At 56.0% G+C, this 21234-nt stretch carries 18 protein-coding genes; 7 read left to right on the top strand and 11 right to left on the bottom strand.

Annotated elements, in window-relative coordinates; translation table 11 throughout:
• Nucleotides 1-3: 3 nt before the first annotated feature.
• Nucleotides 4-2601, top strand: coding sequence for a DEAD/DEAH box helicase (locus L8V01_RS00165; RefSeq protein ID WP_269945173.1), 2598 nt, complete (start codon nt 4-6; stop codon nt 2599-2601).
• A 368-nt stretch (nt 2602-2969) separates the two neighbouring features.
• On the opposite strand, the gene L8V01_RS00160 is transcribed toward L8V01_RS00165, so the two are convergent.
• Together L8V01_RS00160 and L8V01_RS00155 are read right to left on the bottom strand one after the other, a co-directional pair.
• The gene (locus L8V01_RS00160; RefSeq protein ID WP_269945172.1) at nt 2970-3680 is read right to left on the bottom strand and encodes a DUF3800 domain-containing protein; all 711 of its coding nucleotides are present in this window, start codon (nt 3678-3680) and stop codon (nt 2970-2972) included.
• A gap of 343 nt (nt 3681-4023) precedes the next feature.
• Nucleotides 4024-4596, bottom strand: coding sequence for a cadmium resistance transporter (locus L8V01_RS00155; protein WP_269945171.1), 573 nt, complete (start codon nt 4594-4596; stop codon nt 4024-4026).
• Between the two features lie 92 nt (nt 4597-4688).
• Between L8V01_RS00155 and L8V01_RS00150 the strand changes: the two genes are divergently transcribed.
• The 4 genes from L8V01_RS00150 to L8V01_RS00135 are packed head-to-tail and all read left to right on the top strand — an operon-like array spanning nt 4689 to nt 8189.
• A complete protein-coding gene (locus tag L8V01_RS00150) occupies nt 4689-5612 on the top strand; it encodes an ABC transporter ATP-binding protein (protein ID WP_269945170.1) in 924 nt (307 codons plus the stop codon).
• 39 nt (nt 5613-5651) lie between these two features.
• Nucleotides 5652-6443, top strand: coding sequence for an ABC transporter permease (locus L8V01_RS00145; protein ID WP_269945169.1), 792 nt, complete (start codon nt 5652-5654; stop codon nt 6441-6443).
• Entirely contained in the window at nt 6380-7588 is a 1209-nt protein-coding gene (locus L8V01_RS00140; RefSeq protein ID WP_338081032.1) for a sensor histidine kinase, read from the top strand. Before L8V01_RS00145 ends, L8V01_RS00140 begins: the two co-directional genes overlap by 64 nt.
• Nucleotides 7581-8189: a response regulator transcription factor gene (locus L8V01_RS00135; protein WP_269945168.1), complete on the top strand. Its 609-nt coding sequence runs from the start codon at nt 7581-7583 to the stop codon at nt 8187-8189. The genes L8V01_RS00140 and L8V01_RS00135 overlap by 8 nt, the downstream gene beginning before the upstream one ends.
• Before the next feature lie 30 nt (nt 8190-8219).
• Here L8V01_RS00135 and L8V01_RS00130 read toward each other — a convergent pair whose 3' ends face one another.
• Nucleotides 8220-9608, bottom strand: coding sequence for a hypothetical protein (locus tag L8V01_RS00130; protein WP_269945167.1), 1389 nt, complete (start codon nt 9606-9608; stop codon nt 8220-8222).
• 195 nt (nt 9609-9803) lie between these two features.
• Nucleotides 9804-9977: an antitoxin gene (locus L8V01_RS00125; RefSeq protein ID WP_269945166.1), complete on the bottom strand. Its 174-nt coding sequence runs from the start codon at nt 9975-9977 to the stop codon at nt 9804-9806.
• A gap of 299 nt (nt 9978-10276) precedes the next feature.
• Between L8V01_RS00125 and L8V01_RS00120 the strand changes: the two genes are divergently transcribed.
• Complete coding sequence (locus L8V01_RS00120; RefSeq protein WP_269945165.1) at nt 10277-11536, top strand: site-specific DNA-methyltransferase; 1260 nt, start codon at nt 10277-10279, stop codon at nt 11534-11536.
• Here the strand turns inward: L8V01_RS00120 and L8V01_RS00115 are convergent.
• The 3 genes from L8V01_RS00115 to L8V01_RS00105 are packed head-to-tail and all read right to left on the bottom strand — an operon-like array spanning nt 11533 to nt 15661.
• Nucleotides 11533-12492 (bottom strand): CE1 family esterase, encoded by a 960-nt coding sequence (locus L8V01_RS00115; RefSeq protein WP_269945164.1) that lies wholly within the window; start codon nt 12490-12492, stop codon nt 11533-11535. The genes L8V01_RS00120 and L8V01_RS00115 overlap by 4 nt on opposite strands.
• Nucleotides 12489-14231: an ABC transporter ATP-binding protein gene (locus L8V01_RS00110; RefSeq protein ID WP_269945163.1), complete on the bottom strand. Its 1743-nt coding sequence runs from the start codon at nt 14229-14231 to the stop codon at nt 12489-12491. Before L8V01_RS00110 ends, L8V01_RS00115 begins: the two co-directional genes overlap by 4 nt.
• Entirely contained in the window at nt 14231-15661 is a 1431-nt protein-coding gene (locus L8V01_RS00105) for an ABC transporter transmembrane domain-containing protein (RefSeq protein WP_269945162.1), read from the bottom strand. Before L8V01_RS00105 ends, L8V01_RS00110 begins: the two co-directional genes overlap by 1 nt.
• A gap of 37 nt (nt 15662-15698) precedes the next feature.
• On the opposite strand from L8V01_RS00105, the gene L8V01_RS00100 reads away from it, so the two are divergent.
• Nucleotides 15699-16505, top strand: a complete 807-nt coding sequence (locus tag L8V01_RS00100) for a class I SAM-dependent methyltransferase (protein WP_269945161.1) — start codon at nt 15699-15701, stop codon at nt 16503-16505.
• On the opposite strand, the gene L8V01_RS00095 is transcribed toward L8V01_RS00100, so the two are convergent.
• The 4 genes from L8V01_RS00095 to L8V01_RS00080 form a co-directional block, all read right to left on the bottom strand.
• Complete coding sequence (locus L8V01_RS00095) at nt 16502-17887, bottom strand: anaerobic C4-dicarboxylate transporter (RefSeq protein ID WP_269945160.1); 1386 nt, start codon at nt 17885-17887, stop codon at nt 16502-16504. The two genes, L8V01_RS00100 and L8V01_RS00095, sit on opposite strands and share 4 nt — an antisense overlap.
• Nucleotides 17888-18044: 157 nt before the next feature.
• Nucleotides 18045-19625 (bottom strand): ribosome biogenesis GTPase Der, encoded by a 1581-nt coding sequence (gene der, locus L8V01_RS00090; protein WP_269945159.1) that lies wholly within the window; start codon nt 19623-19625, stop codon nt 18045-18047.
• Nucleotides 19618-20313 (bottom strand): (d)CMP kinase, encoded by a 696-nt coding sequence (gene cmk, locus L8V01_RS00085; protein WP_269945158.1) that lies wholly within the window; start codon nt 20311-20313, stop codon nt 19618-19620. Before cmk ends, der begins: the two co-directional genes overlap by 8 nt.
• The gene (locus tag L8V01_RS00080) at nt 20313-21224 is read right to left on the bottom strand and encodes a pseudouridine synthase (protein ID WP_269945157.1); all 912 of its coding nucleotides are present in this window, start codon (nt 21222-21224) and stop codon (nt 20313-20315) included. The genes cmk and L8V01_RS00080 overlap by 1 nt, the downstream gene beginning before the upstream one ends.
• Nucleotides 21225-21234 lie beyond the last annotated feature (10 nt).

Genomic DNA, 21234 nt, shown 5'->3' with positions numbered 1-21234 from the left:
GCCATGACCCTGCAACTGACTTATGACCCAGCACTCGTGGACGAACTCTCCGCGAGCTTTGGACTACGCGCAGCTAATACCCGAGCACTCGACACACTCGCGCGCCGCATGGATAGCGGCGTAGACGGCGCGAACGCGCTGGTTATGGACATGGCTACGGGCGCGGGCAAGACCTATGTCATGGCCGCGTTCATCGAGTACCTGCGCCGCCATGGCGTGCGCAACGTCGTGGTGGTAACACCCGGTTTGGTGGTGCAGACCAAGACCGTGGCTAACTTCACCCGCGGTTCCGGCAAGTTCATCGAGGGCGCAGCTCTGGATCCGGTTGTGGTCACCCCGGACAACTACAAGTCCATGGCCGCAGGGCGTACCGAGGCCGAGCAGCAGTCGTCCTCTAGCGTGTTCGTCTTTAACATCCAGCAGCTTATCGCCCCGAAGAAGATGGAGGGCGAAACCAAGGGTGGTGGAAAACAAGCCACCGCGCGCGGTATTCGCAAATTCTCCGAATACGCAGGAGTTCTCTACGACGACCTCGCCGCCCGCGACGACCTGGTAGTCATTGCCGACGAGCACCACCTGTATTCCGCGTCCGCGGCCTCCTTCCACGCCGCGATTGCAGACCTCAGCCCGGCCATGCTGGTAGGTCTTACCGCCTCTGCCGACGAGGACGACGATGTGATCTTCCGCTACACCCTGCGCGAAGCCATTGGTGACAAGTCCGTAAAGACTCCGGTCATTGTCTACCGCCGCGACGGCTACGGCGAGCGCGAGCAGTACCAGCAGCTCAAAGACGCAGCCACCTTGCATGCCTATAAGCAGAATTTCTATGACGAGTACGCCGCGCGCCACGCCGACGATGGCACGTCCCCGATTAATCCGGTGATGATGGTGGTGTGCGAAAACATCGCACACGCCACTGAGGTCGAAGAGCTTTTGGCAGGCCCGGAGTTCTTCAACAACCCGTACGCGGTGCTGCGTGTGGATTCGGACTCCATGACTGAGGAAAAGACCGCGCTGCTGGCAGGGCTGGATAACCCGGATTCCCCGGTACGCGCGGTGGTAAGCGTGAACAAGCTCAAAGAGGGCTGGGACACCCGGTCGATTGCAGTGATGGTCACGCTGCGCGCCATGGATTCCGACATCCTCACCCAGCAAACCCTTGGTCGCGGCCTGCGACTGCCGTTTAAGCGCTACACCGGCGTGGAAGCTATCGACACCCTAGAGGTGGTAGCCCACGACTCGTTTAGGCGACTGCTCAAAAGCGAGAAGGTGCTGCACTCCTTCGGTGTGGACACCCGGCCGCAAACCTCGGAGCCGATTCCTGATACCGAACCACCACAGCCGGACACCGATACTGATACCGAGCCACCACAGCCGGACACCGATACCGGCGGCGACGGCGAAACCCGTCCTGGCAACGGCCCAGAACTAACCGTGGCAACTGATCCAGGAACTGGCACCGACCCAGACACGACGGCTCAGGGGGACACGGAATTAGCTGGTGAGAACGCCACAGATAAGCCTGTAGGCAAGCTACGCGAGCTAGGCGGTGACGGCAGCGACCTGGACCACTGGCATGATGATGACACCACTCCTGCGGTGGTGGAATTGGTGGAGCGCTTTAGGGATGTCTCCTTCTGGTTCCCACACACGACCTTTATGCGCGAAGACGAGTTCTTCCCGCTGCACAAGCTCACTAACGCTGACATTGTTGCAGCCGCGGGCAAGGTGACGGATGAAGCAACCAGCGAGATGGAGCGCTACAAGCTCAAATTCACCGCTCACACCATCTCCACGAGCCGTCTGGAGCAAATGCAGATACAGTCTGTGGCTATCGAGGAAGATACCGCCCGGCGTGAGATTAAGGCGATTATCCTGGCCAACCGACTCATTGACCGCAACAGGGAGAATCTTAGCCAGCTGGATAACCGCATTGTCCCGGCCTTTATGAACGCCGTGTCGGTGACCGAGTGGACGGTGGACGCGCTCGCCACCGCCAGTGAGACGTTGCGGATGTTGGTTTCTCGCGCCGTGGCTGAGTTCACGGCCTCACTGGAGCCAACGGTACGTCTGGTTCCCCTGCTTTTGCCCCATGAACAGCGACGTAGCTACCAGCTGCCCAAGGGACGTGACATTATTCCGCGCACGGAGGACAAGTCGAAGTTTGTGCGCCGCCAGTACTACTCCGGCTGGAAGAAAGGACTCTATAACGCTGCCGCCTTTGACTCCTACTCGGGCGAAGCGCAGCTGGCTAGTGACCTGGACGTATCCCCGGACGTTGAGTGGTGGACGCGGCTGTACCCAGAGGATAAAGCAAGCATCGGGTATGCCGCGCGGCGGTCTTACTACCCGGACTTCATCGTGCACGATAAGGAGGGTAGAACCTGGATCGTTGAGGGCAAGGATGCCGGTGGCCGAGCTAACGACGAGGTACAAAAGAAGCGCGCCGCTGCCGAAGAGGCCATCAATCTCATGGCTAGCCACCCGGACATGATGAACATGAAGATCGGCTACGTGATTGCCTACGAAGACACCATCGAATCGGCCGGTTCCTGGCGCAAGCTGCTGAACGTGTCCGACCCTATCGAGTCGCCCAATTAGGCCAAGGGATGTGCCAGGGCCGGGGCTTGGCCGGGCCACTGCCGCGGTCTAGTGTGGAGGCCGTGGTCGTTGTCCCCGAAGGTTGTGGGGTTGTTCCCATGGCCTCCTTGACGTAGCACGGAAACGGAGACCGCCCAAGCGGCGAAATGTCTCTTAAGCTCAATTTTTACAAAACGAAGACTGGCCCCCGTTGCATACGAGATGCAGGAGGGCCAGTCAAGTCTGAATGCGCAACGAAACCATGCGCTAGTCTGGGACAGCGGTAACCAACCGCAACCAGGTGCCGAGGTAGTGGGAGGTGAACCCAAGTCTCAGCACATCGACAACTATATCACTATGCACTCGCTTTTGGGCAAGTCAAGATCGATCTATGTGTACTTGAGTTTGTCGTTGATAGTTAGAATATTAACTTTTCCAGCCTGAACATCGTCGAAAGCATCCAGATCGAGTGCTCTTCGGAGACGTGATGATACGCGAGCCTTAGCAGTGACGCGTCCCTCTGAATGGCATCGTTCGTAGTTAATTGAGCTTGCGACGACATCAGCAAGCTGTATCAAGTCTGTTGACCTTGAATCGACGTCATACGCTTCGATGACACTCCTAGACCCCATTCGCCTATTTACCTGTTCTTTTACCACCTTTGCGGCGGACTTACCTTGAGGAGTCTGGACTAAATCAAGGAAAACATTGACGAGTTCGCCCCTGTTAATATTTCCGCGTATCAGCTTTGCTGCCATTAACGACTGCTGCTCCCAAGTCGCCAAATCATCGCTAAACGATTGTTGTGAGTCATAGACCGAACCACCCACCCTAACGTTGGCACTTGTCAGCTCTTCAACTAGATCGAAGTAAAACGGCAATTGATTCTTGGAAATCTGCGCAAAATGAATTTCTCCATAAAATCGGTGTTTTTGACGCAGGTGTCTAACAGCACGAGCCAAGACATACGGCTCCCGAACTTTAACGAAACCAACTACAAAGAATCCACCTCTCGAATTCTTTGCGCCCGATTCATCAATATAAATTGTCGAGACATCGACTCGATTAGGTAGAGAGTAAGCCTTCTTCCGAGCAGTCATTCATCCATAATACAACGAGGCGAAAGCACCTCTATTTTCCTAAAGCACCCCAACGCGAGCGAAAAGAAACATTACTCCTCCCACCCTTTAGGAAAACGGCTTCGCAGCGCGCTTGACACCAAACTAGCTCAGCGCTCCATTCAAGGCTTCGCCGCTTTGCCACAGTACATAGAAACTAACTCGGGCGAACCAAAATACCATCACACCCCAGCCCGCGTCCCCGCACCGACGGAACCGGCCACGGAAACCGACGGAAACCATAGCTGTGGTTCGGGTCGTTGCAGGTAGGTGGGTAGTTTCGCAAAAGACTCTCCAGCCGGCACCTACAAGGTGCCGGCTTTTCTCATACTGCGAGCAAGATCGCAATACCTAACAAGATGAGTACCGCCGGAAACAGCACACTTTCCCACCTTTCCAGCACTTCTGCAATACTCGGTCGCGTCGCCACAAATCGTGCTGCCCACACCAGCGGCGCCACGAGGACGAGGAAGGTTGCGCAATAAATCGCTACCTCAGCCGGCGTAGAGGTGGTAAACACCCGCACGTATACACCGATATTGTCCCCTCCGTTGGCAAAGGTCGCCCCGGCTACCACCAGTGTGCTCAGCTTATTACTGGAAACGTCGTCATCGTCGTCCTCATCGCGGAATGCCTGCCAGGCTGCCCACAGACCCAGCAACAATGGAATGAGCCCAAAGTAGCGAATTAACTTTTCAGGTAGGACAGCGTTAAAGCCCAAGCCGACAACAGCAGAGGCCGCCAGTATCCCTAGGAAGCCTAAGTACTGTCCCATCAGAATCGCAGCCGTTGTGTCTTTGTGCCCTGCACCACAGGCGAAGAAGAGGGACAACACCACAATGTCATCGAATTTGGTGGCCACAAATAGTCCAGTAGCTGCTGCGAGAGTAGCAAGCATTCATCCACCCTATCGCGCCATGACACTTGTCATGGAAATTCAATGACATGCCTTATTTACCTTCCCTGCTGGCTACGAATACTTTTCCAGGTATGAACACTACGGACCCATTGACTACGCAAACGCCAGCGATAGAAGTTTCAGGAGTGAGTAAGACCTTCACCACGGGAAGTTCCGAACCCGTCCATGCTCTCCGCGATATTTCTTTCAGTATCGCCCAAGGCGAGATCGTCGGCCTTCTAGGAACCAATGGCGCGGGCAAAACCACACTATTCGACCTCATCCTCGGGCTCACCACCCCCACCTCTGGCAGCATTTCCGTGCTTGGCCGCACGCCGCGCGCTGCCATCCAAGCTTCAGAAATCGGCGCCGTACTGCAAACGGGTGGACTCCTCCCCGAGCTCACGGTCCTTGACACCTTAAAAATGATTGCCTCCACGTTTCCTCATCCCTTAACAATCGGGGAGGTAGCTAGACAGGCCAACCTGGACAGGATCCTTCACCGGCGAGTGGGCAAATGCTCTGGTGGTGAAAAGCAGCGAGTGCGCTTCGCCCTCGCGCTACTAGGCAATCCCCACGTCCTGTTGCTCGATGAGCCTACTGCTGGAATGGATGCTAATGCTCGCCACGAGTTTTGGTCCACCATGCGCCAGCAAGCGAAGCACGGACGAACCATCGTCTTTGCTACCCACTACCTAGAAGAAGCAGACAATTTCGCAGAAAGGATTGTTCTCCTCCATGAAGGCAAGCTACGCGCCGATGCTAGCGCCAAGGATTTGCGTGAGCAGTCGGCTCAGCGCATTGTCCAGACGAAGTTTAAAGGCGCAGCTCCTTCTGCGGACGCATTACCAAACGTATCCGAAATTTCCTACTCCTGCGGCTACGCCCGCATGATCACCAGTGACTCCGACGCACTGGCGAGATACCTCCTTAGCCGCACCTCGGCTCACGACCTTACTATTCGCAACCACTCCTTAGAGGATGCATTTCTAGCTTTGACAGCACCCCAGTCTTAATTACCCAGCTCCATTGGTGCTTCGCGAAAGGAAGATCCCATGTCCGTAAAAATTACCTCGACTAGTACACGTACCCTGCGGTTTGCCGCCCATAATCTGCTGCGCCTGCGACGTAACCTTACCCCGCTCTTTTTCAGCACCATCTTGCCGGTGTTTTTCTACCTTCTCTTTGGCGCCATGATGGACTTTGGCGATACCCCCTTTAAAGGAGGCAACTTCGCCGCCTTAGAAGTGATCAGCATGGCTCTCTACGGCGGCGTCGCTGGTTCCGTTTCCGCGGCTGGCTCAGCCGTTACCGATGCAAAGACCGGCTGGGCGCGCCAACTAGCACTCACCCCTATGCGCCCACACCAACTGCTGTGGGCAAACCTTATCTCTATCGGCTTTCAAGCTCTGCTCCCCATCACCGCGGTGTTTATCACCGGCGCCGCGACGCAAGCGACGATGCAGCCACAACAATGGGCGCAAAGTTTCATTGCCTGCCTCCTAGTTTCCATTCCCTTTGGCTTCTATGGCTTGGTGTGGGCAATGGCTCTGCCCACCGACAATTCTGTTGCGATCGCCTCGACTTCTGTTGTCCTTTTCCTCTTCGCCGCGAATGTGTTCACTCCGCTTACCGAGCCGCTAATGGAATGGGGCCGCTTTACTCCCCTTTTTGGGCCAGTCGTGCTAGCTCAATGGCCTCTAGCGGAGGGCATGCAGTTTCTCAACGGCGACGAAGGCATAGTTGTACACCCGCTCTGGGCCGCATGGCTAAACTTCGCAGTATGGACGACAATCTTCCTAACCGCTTGCCTGCTGCTGCGCACTCGCGACAAGGCGCGCAGTTAATGGCTAAACCTCGGTATCCTGGCCGCAGCTTTGTCCTAAATAACGCGCTTTTCGCAAGCGTGTGGTTAATTTTCCTAATTCCGAATCTTGTTGCAATCTACTTCGCGCCGGGCTTCGGGCTGGTAGATCAAATCGGGGCCACTGCCTGTGTCCTAGCTTTTGGCGGCTTCTACTTTTTCGCTTTCGGCTCTATAGGCTATTTTCCGCGCGGATGGTGCCCGGAACAGCGTGTAGCACTTCGCTGGATCGTCCTTGCCTCGATAGCGGCGCTTTCCATTCCTTTCCTAGGAATATTGGCCACCACCTTCGTGCCCTATCTTGCGGCGCTGCTCGGGTTTAATCTTTCGCTACGCCGCGCTCTGACACTTACCCTGCTGACTGGTGCAATGCTGGCGGCAATCTGCTGGTATTTCGCACCTGAGAACATAGGATGGGCCTCGATCATCCTTTTCGCGTGGCCGATTCTCCTCGTGCTGCTAGGTACATTTTCCCAGCGCGAAGACAGCCGCACTGAGCTAGAACACGAACTGGAATTGGCTCGCCAACGTGAAGCCATAGCCCGGGATGTGCACGATCTCCTAGGGCACTCTCTGACCGTTATCAACCTCAAATCGGAGCTGGCGCGTCGACAAGTGGATTCGGATCCGCAGCGGGCTAAGCGCGAGCTGCAGGAGGTCAGTGATCTTTCCCGAAAGAGTTTGGCGGAGGTTCGCTCTACGGTCACGCGCATGCGCATGCCCACCTTTGAAGGAGAAATCCACGCTGCCCAAAGAGCTCTCGAAACCGCTGGTATTGCGGCATACTTGCCTTCAACAACGACGGCCGCCGGGCTTTACGACGCCGTATTTTCTTGGGCCCTACGCGAGCTAACCACTAACGTGGTGCGGCATTCGGGCGCCACGCACTGCTGGGTCAGCGTAACGGATCACCAACTGCAGGTAGCAGACGACGGCTGTGGGTTTGATGCTGATAAAAGCCTTCCACATTCCCAAGGTGGGATTGCTGGTCTTCGCCAACGCGTCAACGATGCTGGGGGTCAGCTCCTCTTCGCGCGCAGAAATAGCTGCACAATAGCCTTGGTTACTATGAATGGCGAGGAAAACTTTCTCCCTCTCGAACCTGCCGGAGGCCCGCACATTGACTGATAGTATCCGTGTTCTCATTGCGGAGGACCAATCATTGGTACGCGGGGCGCTTAAAGCTCTCCTAGAGACAGAACCGGACATTGCCGTTGTAGCTGAGTGCGCAACGGGCATCGAGGTTGCGGGGCTCGTCGCCAAGCATTGCGTTGATGTGGCGCTGTTGGATATAGAAATGCCCGGAAAGAATGGGCTAGACGCTGCGGCAGAACTTGCCGGAACCGCCTGCCGCAGCCTTATTGTCACGACGTTTGGCCGCGGCGGATACGTTAAACGTGCGCTAGAGTCCGGCGTAGCAGGGTTCGTAGTCAAAGACACCCCGCCGGAACAACTAGCCGAAGCTATACGGCGGGTCCACTCGGGGCTCAAGGTGATTGATCCCGCACTCGCTCAAGAGACAGTTTTTATTCCCGATAACCCGCTCAACCCCCGCGAACAAGAGGTAGCACAACTCATTTTGGATGGCGCTGGCTCTCGTCTAATAGCCAACAAAATCCACCTTAGCAATGGCACCGTGCGCAATATCGTATCTTCCCTCATATCAAAGACCGGTGCTGGCAATCGCTATGAGGCAGCGACCACCGCGCAAACCCATGGGTGGATTTAGTAAAGCGTCTTTTCCTAAGTTGAGGTTCTTCTACGTAGTCTCGAGTTCAAGAACGTTGACCATTCCCTGAATGACTATATCCATGACTTTAGACGCTAGGTCGAAATAAAAGTCAGCCGAGTGGTAGCGCAATGCGCCAACTGTGCTTAGCTGCGACAGCCCGTGAATTGAGGCCCACAGCGCTGCGATTTGGGTAAAGAGGATCCACGACGAACGCGGCCCATTGGACTCAGAGATGGCATCCCGCACCAAATTCATGATGAAGCTAAATGCCTTGCCCATATCAAAGGGCTGTTCGCTATCACCAGAATCATCGAACGAAACTGGGACGATCGAACGGCTCGATACCTCTATGAGCGCTACAAAACCGACGGGATCCGCAAGCGCAAACTCCAAGTATCCGAAACCAGTGGCTTTGATATAGGCGAGCCCGTGCGAGCCTTCAGGAACTGCTGCATTTTGCCGCATGATCGCCCGCGTATTTGCCTCATCCAAAGATTCCTCCAAGGACCGGACAAAGTGAGTATCACCATCAAAAAGATGCTCAGCATCCGCGATGGAAACGCCTGCTCGTGCGGCAGCGGAACCAAGGTGCAAGCTTGGCAGACCATTATTAGCAATTTCCTCGGCTGCACCGCGGAAGATGGCCGCGCGCTTATCTGCCGACGTGTCCTTTGGCATATCCTTGGCCGCAGTGGTCACCGGTACCGGCTGCTCCCCTACGCGGGCTTGCGGCTCATAGCTGATAATTTCTCCTTTGCGCAGGCTCACCTCCAGCCCAGAAAACATTGTTTCCATGCACGCATTGAAGGTCTGCTTTTTTGCCGCAGGCGAAAGGTGACGCATAATGCCGAAAGTGGCGAGGTGGGTAATTCCCTGCAGTTCAGACAGGAATGTCAAGGATTGGATGACAACTAGGCGGTGGTCAAAACTACCGCGTGCAGCTATAGCTGCTTCCCGCATGTGTGCAAGGAGCCAGCGGAAAATAGGTGGAAAGGCATCGAAGCTTTTGGCCTGCTCAATTCCGTCCTCGAAATTGGGAAAGCTCGTTGCCGTTTCGCAGTTATTGTATGCCGCAAAATAGGCTGGGTTGTCGATCGCGAGATTGAAGTAAACGCGGGCCGATTCGCGCATTTTCCCAATCGGCGAAACATCTTCCGGCAACTTATCTAGTGCTTCAAACGTTGCTATTCTAATCCGCTCATCTAAGAACCGGCTAGTTTGAATATAGAGGTCCTGGTCATCCTCAAAGTAGGATTTAGCCTCATCAATGGGCACATCAATTTGTTCCGCAACATTACAAACCTGCAAGGTCTCGCGTCCACCTTTGGCCAAAATTCGAGCACTGTGCTCTAGCAAACGCTGCTTAGTGGAGCCCGAGTGGGAAACGGTGCCTTCAAGATTGTTCACAAATGTCATCCTAGCGATTCCATATAGAAATGCTTAGAGTAGATCGTTATTGGCTTCTTTTCACCCACAAAAAGGTGAGAGCGGAGTCATAGGCCAATCCCAGCAACTAGCGGACAGATTTTGCATAACTGTGGCCCCGCGTCTAGCTCGACGAGGGGCCACAGTTGCTATTAAATTTTCACCCGATTAAGTGGGTGGAGCAATTTACTCGTTGCCGATCTTGTCGTCAGCAGCATCGCGGGCCTTATCAATCTGGTCTGCCTTATCGTCACCCAGCTTGCCCTTAGCTGCGTCAGCGGCCTTGTCCAAGCCCTTATCGCTGAGCTCTTCGCCCTTGTCGGAATTCAGTGCGTCCTTTGCCTTATCGAAGATACCCATGTGGTTATCCTTTCTTCTAGTTCTAGCTTTATCTAACCGCTGCCGTGTCCGGCAACACACCCCAACGTACCTACAATTGCGTGAACGTGCCACCGAAAATTCTTCAAGCTTGATAGACCAAATAATCTTGGGCGCAAATCTTGGAGTGCACTACTTGCAAGAGCGGATCACCCCCACCAATGCTAGATTCACTCAACCTCTTGTGCATCCTCATCACCAAGTAGATGAAACGGATTGCTTATCCGTCCAGATGATAGCGTTAGACCGTATTACCTACTTCATAGCAAAGGCTTCGCTCTATGACTCCTGATCATCCGTCATCCACGCCCGACGAGGCGAACGACACGGAGTTTTTTGGCCTAGTTTGGCCGGGAAAGGAAGCCGCCCGCGCTGCTGCAACCGCCCCCATTCCTCGCAGCTTCACACGAGATTCGGCCCTTAGTACAACTACTGACACCCGCAATGCCATCTTCGTAGCAGATAATCTCCCCGCCCTGCAGGAGCTGGTAGCTCAAGGGGAGCTCTTCGACGTCCTCTATATCGATCCGCCGTATAACACTGGCAAGGACTTTGTCTACCGTGATAACTACCGGTTGCGCCGTCAGATGCGCTCTGGCAGCTACGCAGAATGGCACTCAGAATGGCTATCGATGCTGCTTCCACGCCTCATCTTGGCCCGTGAGGTGCTGTCTACCGAAGGCTTCATCCTTGTCTCCATCGGCGAGGACGAGGTAGCCAATACCCGTAAAGTGCTCGATGAAGTCTTTGGGGAAGGTTGCTTTGCCGGCCAGTTGATTTGGAAAAAAGCTGGAACCGGAAAGAACGATTCCAAATATGCTGTAGTAGAGCACGAATACATCCTGTGCTATGCCCGCACTCTAGACAATCCGGGCTTCAATATTGATTCCCAAGGCCATACCACCACGAAGTACAACCATGAAGATGAGAAAGGGAAATACTCCCTTGTACGCCTAGATTCCAAAACACTGGGCTACCTTCCTTCCCTAGATTTTCCCATCTCCGGACCAGATGGAACGCAATACTGGCCCGACCAACCGCCAGGAAAGAACCATGTTGCACGTTGGCGGTGGGGCAAAGAAAAGGTGGCGACGCACTACGATGAGCTGGTATTCCGCCGCGGATTTGTCTACACCAAGAACTATCAAAAAGTCGGTGCCCGCCCACGCTCCATTCTGGATGGGGAACGCTTTGGCGTTACGCGCACAGGGAGGCGCGATGCTGAAGAAGTCATGGGTCTAGAGGGAATTTTTGATTTCCCTAAACCGGTACGCCTCATCAAGCACCTCATTTCCATTGCAGGGCCTAAAAATGCCCGAGTATTGGATTTCTTTGCTGGTTCTGGGACTACTGCACAGGCGGTATTGGAGCTCAACAAGGAGGATGGTGGTTCGCGGTCTTTCCATTTAGTCCAGATTCCGGAGCCAACCTCTCCCCGCAGCGCTGCTTATCGCGCCGGTTTTTCGACGGTGGCAGATATCTGCATCGAAAGGGTACGAATGGTTCCGGGTTCCGAATTTCACGTCTTTAAGCAGTATTAGGTCTGCGCGGTACCGGTGGGGCGTCCTGGAATTCCGAAGAAGTCAAGGACGCGATCGGTAGCAAAGAACTTGCCTACCTCGTTGTGCGCATCTGCGGTGCCGCCCGGCCACACGTGGGACCCGCCTGCAATACGAATGTGCTCGAGCGGCGCGGTGCATCCGCTCCACTTCATGTCGAGCGCATTATTTACTAGGCGGGATGTATTGACCTTCGTGGAGCAACGGTTACGTTTGCGATCCTGCTCCAGCACAGACTCCACGGAATAGTATTTAGTCTTATGGCGAGTGCCTCCGTAATAGCCCACCACGGGGTCTACCGTGCCATGCATATCCAACCGCCCTACGGGAGAATGCGCACAGTTTTTCAAAATGTCTTCATAATAGGCGGCCGATACGGTAGCAACGGATTTAAATGTATCGGGCATTTGGCAGGCCAGATAGGCAGCGAATCCGCCGCCATTAGACATGCCGGTCGCAAAAATTCGGGCGTCATCTACCCGATAGGTAGCGCGAACGGCGTCAACTATTTCGCGAACGAATTTTTTGTCTTCCGTTGTTGAGGTCTTGGCATACGGTGCAGGGCTCCACGCCTTTTTCTTACCTTCTGGGAAAATGGTGATGGCATCAGCGGCATCGAGACGCGAATAACCGCGGAGATTTTCGGCAGATTGCCCCCACCCATGAAAGGCGAGAACGATCGGCCATTTTTTATCTCCGGAATAGTCTTTTGGCACGCTGAGGATAAAGGAACGCCCTGATGGCAGGTTGATAGTGCTATAGGAACCCGGCTCAGGGCCGCTCAACGGTGCGGAGGTGGGAATTCCTAGGTTAACGGTGTCAGTGGAATCTGCCGGGTTCGGGGAATCTGCTGATTCGCTAGAACACGAGCTGCCAGCAAACGCAAGGAAACACACAGCTACCGCACCAAGCACGGCCCGTAGTGACCTCGCGTTCATCTTTGTCGTCCCTTCTGCCATGCGGCCCACAATTGCTTATAACGGCCACCATAATCTAGCAGTTCGTGGTGACTTCCTTGTTCAACCACGCGGCCATTATCCATCACCACGATCCTATCCGCCCGCGCCGCTTGGTCGAGCCGGTGCGCCACGACCAACGCGGTTCGCCCACAGGTGACTTCAGTAGCGGCCTGTTCTAAGGCTTCGGCTCCCACAGAACCTGCCTCAGCAGTGGCCTCATCCATAATGACGAGTTTCGGATCCAAAAGCAAAATTCGTGCCAGCGCGAGTTGCTGGGACGCCACAGGATCTAACTGGATACCTTGCGAGCCAATGACCGTATCTAGGCCCTCTTCCAATTGCGCATACCACCGCGCTCCCACGCGCTCGAGCGCCTGGAGCATTTGTTCGTCGTTAGCCTGTGGGGCAGCCAAAGAGAGGTCCGCGCGGAGGGTGCCTGAAAAGACGTGTACCTCTTGGGTAACCATCGCTAATCGCGCCACGCGCTCAGTGTCCGAAAGGGCAGATACCTCTACCCCATCAACCGTAACCTTCCCCTCCTCAGGGACGCGCAATCCTGCCATTAGTGCAGCAACGGTGGTCTTTCCCGCGCCGGAGGCGCCTACCAAAGCCACTGTGTGCCCGGCTGGCAATTCGAGGCTGACGTCTTGTACGGCCCAGCCACCATCGTCGTAGCTAAAGCTCACATCCCGCATCTCGGCCACACCGCGTGGCGTTGGGGCTCCGCTGGCAGGCACTGCCCGAGGTGGATCGATGACGACTCCAACAATGCGCGACAGCGAGGCATAGCCGGACTGTACAGTGTCAATGACCCGCATCAAGCCCATAAGCGGGCCCCGCAATCGTATAAGTAGCAGCATCGCGGCAGTAACGGTGCCTACGCTAAGCACTTGCGATCTTACAGCCCAGAAGCTGACCACGAGCCCAATGATGAGCATTACCAGCTCGATGCCGGTCATCCACAGCTGCAAGACCATCATCGTTCTTCGCGCTGCGTATCCATTGTCTACTACCGCCTGGGAGGCGCGCTCGATCCGACCATGCATGTACTCTTCCAAGCGGAAAGCCCGCACTGTTTTTCGCCCACGTATGGACTCGAGAAGCCGACGCGCACGCTCTGCCATGGATGCACGCTCATCTGTATAGCGCTGTGGTGCACGGTGTAGGTAGCGGCGGGCGGCAAAGAAATACAGCGGCGTGACAGCCGCTACGACCATCACATATTGCCAATTCAGGCTCACTAACGCTAGCCCAGTGCCCACGACAGCGAATAGCGATTTTGCCAGCACAGGTAGGCTGTCAGTTACAGCCGCAGAAAGCTCTGCAACGTCATCGGTAGACCGTGACACCAGATCTCCGGTGCCGGCTTCTTCTACGCGGTGAGTGGGCAAGCGAAGAGCAGTAGCAACCATGTCCTCGCGCAGGTTGGCAATTACTCGCTCCGTAAGCCGGGAGAGAATATAAAACCCTGACGCGGAGAGCAACGCGGAGACTGCGGCCATGAGCACCAACGAGATCGCAACGGGTGTTATAGCGCCGCCAACGATGACCGTGTCAATAACCTTTCCTAGCAAAATGGGTATGGCTACATTGGCGCATGCACCAGCAGTCAGCAAGGCTAAAGCTACAAAAGCCTGAGACCATGCACGCGGGATGTGGGAAAGCTGCTGGCCTACTACCGTGCGCGTTTGGGACCAAGAAGCTGTGGGAAACCGCATTATAACCTGACCCCCACAGCACCCCAGGCCGGTGAGGTGGTATAGACGAGCGTTGTCTTGCTACCCCGATATTCTGCTATCCGCTGGGCAATAGTGTGCTCAGTTACCGAGTCCACGGCGGTAGTTGGATCTGCTAGAACCAAGACCTCTGGGTTTGCTGCAATTGCTCGCGCAAGTGCCACGCGCTGTTGTTGACCACCAGACAGGTTCCGCCCGGCTTCTCCAACCTCGCGGCCGAGCCCGCCCGGTATATCCTCCCCAGCGGCAACATAGAGGGCGTTTTGCGCAATCCTGTCATCCGGATGGATATTGTCTCCCACGGAACCTTCAAAGAGAATTGTTTCATGGGGAGCAACAAGGAAGCGCTCGCGTGGTAGAAATTCCAGATCCGCAGGGGCGGGCTCACCTAGTACGTTCACGCCAGCCGCTAGCGCTGGAAGCTGCGGCTCCTCCGCGTCCACCCCGGGGGCAGCAAGTACTGCCCTAATGCGCTCAGCACTCGCCTTCGCTGCCGCCCAACGCGAGGCGATATTGCGGCCGAGCATGGTCATCGGCGTGATGATGAACTGTGTCAGGCCAATCACGGTAATCAATTCGCCCATGCTGATTATGGAATGCAGCGCCATAAAACCCGCTCCGATGCCCACGGCAATGACGTAGACCGAGCCGAGAATTTCCGTTATAGCGTTAAGGCGAGCCTGGGCCGCATTAGCTGCAATGGTGCGTTCGAAGGCGGCGTCGGAAACCGCGGCATAGCGTTTGCTAACCGTGGTCACTGCGCCTAGCCCTTTCAAGATTCGCAAGCCCTGAACTACATCGGTGGCCATCGCACTGGCCTTTGCTAACGCCGCCTGGCGAATACCCGAACGCGCGCGCAGTGGTTTCGCTGCCTGCAAAGAGCCCCACACCACCAATGGCCCGCCGCAAAGAATGGCAGCGCCCAAGGCGAGGTTGACCCGGCTAGCCATTACCGCAACATAGACAATGGCGCTAATCTCTGCCACAGGAAAGACCGTCATCATCACTGCATTTTGAATACGCTGTGCATCCGTGGAAGCGATAGCTACCAGCTCTCCAGCGCTACGGCGACTACCGGCGATACCACGTGGGTCTAGAATCCTGTCCGCAATGGCCATGCGTACATCGTGTCCAACCTCTAACATGCCCCGCGAATTTAGCCCGCGCCCCCACCACGCCGCTATGGCATTGAGACCAAAAGCGGCCACCAATACCGAAACCCAAAACCACAAGCGCTGTGGAGAACCTTGCGCCACCGCCTCATCGAGGGCATGCCCAACGATGACCGGTGTAGAACCATTTAGCAGGAACGATACTACCATGCACACTGCCGCTGGCAAGGTCAGCCGGGGACGAGAGAAGACAGTTTTCAGCAACCACCGCGGATCTGATGGAGCGGGAAGTGTCGACATAGGCAGCAATTCTAATTCGAGGTAGGTTAGATGGGCTATGTCGACTCGCCACCCGGATCCCCGCCACTTCCCTAGCTACCGCAGGGCCTCCACAAAGCAAGGCCCTGCCTTCCGCGACGCCACGCAGCGCAAGACCTCCGCACGGGCCTTTCGCAGCGGTGCAGGCACCTACCACGACGTGCGCCCAGGCTATCCCGGTGAGGTGGCCGAGCTCATTGCTGACGCCCACACTGTTGCCGATATCGGCGCTGGCACTGGAAAACTAACCGAAAGCTTGACCAATGCCCGGGTCTTGGCGATTGAGCCTTCCGCCAATATGGCCGGGCTCCTCGCCACCCACCTGCCCCTACCCGTCCTGCGAGCTACGGCCGAAAATACCGCGCTTGCCGACGCCTCCCTCAATGCAGCCTGCCTTGCCCAAACATGGCACTGGGTCGACGTGCCTGCCGCCTGCGCGGAGCTTGACCGAGTCCTCGCGCCGGGCGGGCAGATCCTCTTGGCGTGGAATACACTCGACGTCAACGCTGACCCATGGCTCCTACGGCTCTCGCGCATAATGCACTCTGGCGACGTGCACAAACCGGGGTTTTACCCCACCTACACCGCACCGTGGGCTTTAGACCGTGAACTTCGCCTGACCTGGGAACACGAACTTACCCCCGAGCAGCTTCACCAGCTGATGCACACCCGCTCCTACTGGTTGAGCAATGGCGAAACCATCCACGAACGCATGACCCATAACCTGGACTGGTACCTCTACGAGCACCTAGGCTTTCGCCCCGGACAAAAACTTAAAATCCCGTACCGCACGGATGCATTCGTGCTGGTACGGGAAGCGGATTAAAGCACTACCTGAGCCAATAGCGAGCCCACCACGCAAGAGGTGAATACCGAAATCGCTCCAGGCACAAGGAAGGAGTGATTGATGACGAACTTGCCAATGTGCGTCGTACCCGTGCGGTCGAAGCCGATGCAGGCAAGGTCCGAGGGGTACGTCGGCAAAATGAAATAGCCATAGGCCGCGCCGTAGAATCCGACGATGATCGCGGGATCGATACCCAACTGCAAACCGATAGGCGCGATCGCGACCAACGCTGCAGCTTGGGAGTTAACCAACTTGGATACGATGACCAGAACCACGGCATAGGCCCATGGAGCAGCCTCAACAACAGAACCCAAGTTGGACTCCAAAGCATCAATATGGGCTTCGAAGAAGGTATCTGCCATCCACGCCACACCGAAGACCGAGAACACGGCGGTCATACCAGCTTTGAATACGGGAGTAGACGCGATCTTTTTGGGATCAGCCTTACAGCTCAACAAGATGATTGCGCCAGCAACCAACATGACCATCTGAATAACCAGATTCATAGATAGCGGGCTCAACTCGCCATCCTCCCCTGGTACTAACGGGCGAAGGAACTCAAAGGCTCCCAAGGCCACAACGCTGGCAATCGCCACGAGGAAGATGACCACCGCGCGCTTTGCCTCTGGCGAAAATTCCTCATCCATAAGCGATCCGGTGGACTGGTGGATGCTCTCTGCAAACTCCGGATCCTTCATACGCTCCTGGAATGCCGGATCCTCATCCAAATCCTTACCACGGCGCAGCGACCAGAGCGCAGCTAGAATGACGCCGGCTAGCGAGGCGGGCATAGCAACCATCAGGATTTGCGGAATGGAATAGGCGTGATCGATAGCGCCGGCATTTTCCGCGATGATAGACGCCAAGGACACGGTTGCCACAGATACTGGCGAGGCCGTAATACCCATCTGGGCCGATGTCGATGCCACCGCCATAGGACGTTCCGGACGAATACCCTTCTTCAGCGCAATATCCTCAATGATGGGAAACATGGTGTAGACCACGTGACCCGTACCGCACAATACCGTCAGGAACCACGTGGTCAGCGGCGCCAAAATGGTAATGCGTTCTGGGTGCGCGCGAAGAAACTTCTCGGCAAATTGCATCATCACTTCTAGGCCGCGAGCCTGTTGCAAGGTAGCCGCACACCCGATAACCGCAATGATGGTCAGCATCACGGACACTGGCGGTTCACCCGGGGCGAGGCCGAAGACAAAGACCATGAGCATCAAACCGATGCCGGAAATCAGGCCTAGCCCAATGCCGCCATAGCGGGTGCCCAATAGCAGGGCACTCAGGATAATGATGACTTGAAGGACAATGGCCAGAATTGAGTCTGGCGCAATTACGCTAGCTAACATACTGCGCCTTTCGTCACAAAGAGAACAATTAACTGGTTATATCCTAACCAGGCTCACATGAACGGACATAAACGGAAAGGCGAGCGAATTCTCACACCGTGTCCGGTGCCAGATTCGCTCGACTCGGTGCTATACTCCCAGAGTAACGGGCATACTGCTAGCGCTTTTTACCGCGGCGCTCCCTTACTCGAACCGCAATGCGAATAGGCGTTCCATGGAAGCCAAAGCGCTCGCGGAACTTGCGCTCCAGGTAGCGGCGATACGCCGCATCCAAAAAGCCTGTCGTGAACAAAACAATGGTCGGCGGCTGCGTAGATGCCTGGGTGGCAAACAACACTCGCGGCAGGCGATTATTCTTCATTGGCGGTGGATTAGCCGCGATAGCCTCACGCATCCAGTTATTCAGCTGGCCCGTGGAGACACGCTGATCCCAGCTCTCCAGCGCCTCTATCATAGCCGGTTCTAGCTTCTGCAGGGCGCGGCCAGTTTCTGCTGAAATATTAACGCGCGTTGCCCACGGCAAGTGGCTCAATTGCTCATCGATTTCGCGGTCCAAGTAGTAACGGCGATCCTCATCCATGAGATCCCACTTATTGAATGCGATCACCAAGGCCTTGCCGGCTTCTAACACCATATTAAGCACGCGCTGATCCTGCTCGGAAATCTCTTCAGAGGCGTCAATAAGCATGATGCACACCTCGGCAGCATCGATAACGCCGCGCGTACGCAAGGAGGCGTAGTACTCATGCCCCTGGGCGTTCTTTACCTTCTTGCGCAGGCCCGCGGTATCGATAAACTTCCACAGCTGCTCATCCAGCTGTACCAATGAGTCCACTGGATCCACGGTCGTGCCTGCGACATTGTCCACCACGGAGCGTTCTTCGCTGGTGAGCTTATTCAGCAACGAGGACTTGCCCACGTTAGGCTTGCCCACCAGTGCTACTCGGCGTGGCCCCGAGGTAATCGCGGTTTGCCGGGGCTCTTCAGGGAAGATGCGCAAAATCTCATCGAGCACGTCCGCACCACCCCGGCCATGCTGGGCGGATACAGGCCACGGATCGCCAAGACCCAGCGCATAAAACTCCGCCATATCCGCATACTGGTTATCGGAATCGAACTTATTCGATACCAAAATCACGGGCACAGGGGACTTTTGCAGGCGGCGGGCCATGACCTCATCCGTTTCGGTGATACCCACCTTGGTATCCACCACCATGACAATGACATCAGCGGTTTCCATCGCCACCTCTGCCTGACGAGCGATTGCCGCATGGATGCCCTTCACGTTGGGATCCCAGCCGCCGGTGTCCTGCACCAAAAAGCGCTGCCCGTTCCAGTCCGCAACATAAGAGATTCGGTCTCGGGTAACGCCTGGGTGGTCTTCTACCACCGCTTCGCGGCGGCCGAGGAACCGGTTGACTAGTGAAGACTTACCCACGTTGGGGCGCCCAACCACAGCCACCGTGCACAAAGCTTCTTCGGTGTGATCGTCAGACTCCACACCAAATGCGCGGGAGAGCTCTTCCCATTCCTCTTCACTCAGTGCGTCTTCGGTCTGTGCGTCATCGCTATAATCAGCCTCACCGAATTCTGACTCATCAAAGTCATAGTCGAATTCCTCGGTGTTGAAATCGTCGGCGGCCCATGCCGGTGAGGCTTCCACTACCTCGTCATCAAACTTTCCGGCCGGATAGTGGAATTGAGTCTCTGACTCTTCCTGGGGATCGTGTTTAGTCATTGGCTGACTCCTTTACCACGTTAATCAGAGCCTGCAGGACGTCTTCTGGGCTCATATCAGAGGTATCGACTGGGGTCGCATCATTCGCTGGGCGCAGCGGGGAGGTTTCCCGGGAAGAATCCGCGGCATCTCGACGCTGCACGTCTGCGAGCACCGTCTGATAGTCCGAGGCGATCCCAGCCTTTTCGTTTTGCGCTTGGCGGCGACGAGCCCGGACCTCGGCAGAAGCAGTCATGAATGCCTTAGCGGGGGCGTCGGCAAGCACTACAGTGCCAATATCGCGCCCTTCTACAATCGCGCGGTGAGCCTCGCGGGCAAGCTTTCTCTGCAGGGCTACTAGGTTCTCACGCACCTCCGGAATGGCGGATACGGCGGACACATTGCGAGTAACCTCGTCTTCCCGAATAACGCGCGAGACATCCTCGCCGCCGAGTAGAACCTCGGTGGAATCTGGGTCATCGGATACCTGCAATGGCAAATCCGCGGTAGCTGCAATGACCGCGGCGGTGTCCGCAGGGTCCACGCCTTTGCGCAGCACGGCAAGCGTTGCCACACGGTACATTGCACCAGTGTCGACGTATTTTGCCTCCAGCTGCTTGGCTAGGGCACGGCAAGTAGTCGATTTTCCAGTTCCAGAAGGGCCATCTACCGCTAGGATGAGGCCTTCGTTTGGCAAATTAGAAATCATTACATTTCCACCGCCTTGTACAAACTAGTCAACTCGCTGGAATTGAGCGCACGCAGGCCACCAGGCTTCATATCGCCCAGCTGCACCGTATGCAGTTTGGTGCGCACCAAACGCTGCACGGGGAATCCCGCCTCCTTCAACATGCGACGCACAATGTGCTTGCGTCCCTCATGGAGCTCGAGCCGCACCAAGGAATAGCCCTGGTTGGTATCAACGACCTGTGCAAAGTCGGCCTTCGCTAGGCCGTCGTCCAGCTCAATACCTTCCTTGAGCTTGCGCACGAGCTTCCTATCGGCCTCACCCAGAACGGTGGCGAGATAGGTCTTAGTCACCTCGTACTTGGGGTGCATCAAGCGGTTAGCCAACTCGCCATCATTAGTGAGGATGAGCAGGCCTTCAGTATCGGCGTCGAGGCGACCAACATGGAAAAGCCGCTGGCCGGCAGCGACCTTTTCTGAAACCACATCGCCCACACACGGGCGGCCTAGGTCATCAGACATGGTGGACTGCATGCCGCGTGGCTTATTGAGCACGAAATATTCCTGCTCTTCATTGACGTTGACGCGTACACCGTCTACGCGGATGACATCTACAGATGGGTTTACCTTGACGCCTTGCTTGGTGATTACCTTGCCATTGACCTCAACACGACCGGCATCGATGAGGATTTCTGCGTGGCGACGAGAAGCGACGCCAGCCTTGGCGAGCACCTTCTGGAGGCGCTCTCCCTTGGGCTTGTCTCCATCTACCAGCCAATCGGCACCCAAATCGCGGGCTACGGATTCCGCGGTGGCCTTCTGCTTTTTCTTTGACACATGCTGGTGGCGGGCCGGTTTGGCATTGGAGACAATGATGTCACTGTCTCGCTGCTTCTTTTCCGGTGTGCCGTCACGGCGAGCGGGAGGAGTCACGTACGTGTCC

It is taken from the genome of Corynebacterium curieae, assembly GCF_027570035.1.
In the GTDB taxonomy this organism is placed as follows: Bacteria; Actinomycetota; Actinomycetes; order Mycobacteriales; family Mycobacteriaceae; genus Corynebacterium; species Corynebacterium curieae.
Note: the sequence above shows the minus strand (reverse complement) of the source record. Positions and strands in the feature narration are given on the sequence as shown.

Bases quoted from the DNA above. Each gene is read 5' to 3' on its own strand.
- L8V01_RS00140 (WP_338081032.1), top strand. From the start codon at position 6,380: ATGGACGACAATCTTCCTAACCGCTTGCCTGCTGCTGCGCACTCGCGA.
- der (WP_269945159.1), bottom strand. From the start codon at position 19,625: ATGACTAAACACGATCCCCAGGAAGAGTCAGAGACTCAATTCCACTAT.
- L8V01_RS00150 (WP_269945170.1), top strand. From the start codon at position 4,689: ATGAACACTACGGACCCATTGACTACGCAAACGCCAGCGATAGAAGTT.
- L8V01_RS00105 (WP_269945162.1), bottom strand. From the start codon at position 15,661: ATGTCGACACTTCCCGCTCCATCAGATCCGCGGTGGTTGCTGAAAACT.
- cmk (WP_269945158.1), bottom strand. From the start codon at position 20,313: ATGATTTCTAATTTGCCAAACGAAGGCCTCATCCTAGCGGTAGATGGC.
- L8V01_RS00100 (WP_269945161.1), top strand. From the start codon at position 15,699: ATGTCGACTCGCCACCCGGATCCCCGCCACTTCCCTAGCTACCGCAGG.
- L8V01_RS00110 (WP_269945163.1), bottom strand. From the start codon at position 14,231: ATGCGGTTTCCCACAGCTTCTTGGTCCCAAACGCGCACGGTAGTAGGC.
- L8V01_RS00115 (WP_269945164.1), bottom strand. From the start codon at position 12,492: ATGAACGCGAGGTCACTACGGGCCGTGCTTGGTGCGGTAGCTGTGTGT.
- L8V01_RS00125 (WP_269945166.1), bottom strand. From the start codon at position 9,977: ATGGGTATCTTCGATAAGGCAAAGGACGCACTGAATTCCGACAAGGGC.
- L8V01_RS00120 (WP_269945165.1), top strand. From the start codon at position 10,277: ATGACTCCTGATCATCCGTCATCCACGCCCGACGAGGCGAACGACACG.
- L8V01_RS00165 (WP_269945173.1), top strand. From the start codon at position 4: ATGACCCTGCAACTGACTTATGACCCAGCACTCGTGGACGAACTCTCC.
- L8V01_RS00145 (WP_269945169.1), top strand. From the start codon at position 5,652: ATGTCCGTAAAAATTACCTCGACTAGTACACGTACCCTGCGGTTTGCC.
- L8V01_RS00095 (WP_269945160.1), bottom strand. From the start codon at position 17,887: ATGTTAGCTAGCGTAATTGCGCCAGACTCAATTCTGGCCATTGTCCTT.
- L8V01_RS00160 (WP_269945172.1), bottom strand. From the start codon at position 3,680: ATGACTGCTCGGAAGAAGGCTTACTCTCTACCTAATCGAGTCGATGTC.
- L8V01_RS00130 (WP_269945167.1), bottom strand. From the start codon at position 9,608: ATGACATTTGTGAACAATCTTGAAGGCACCGTTTCCCACTCGGGCTCC.
- L8V01_RS00155 (WP_269945171.1), bottom strand. From the start codon at position 4,596: ATGCTTGCTACTCTCGCAGCAGCTACTGGACTATTTGTGGCCACCAAA.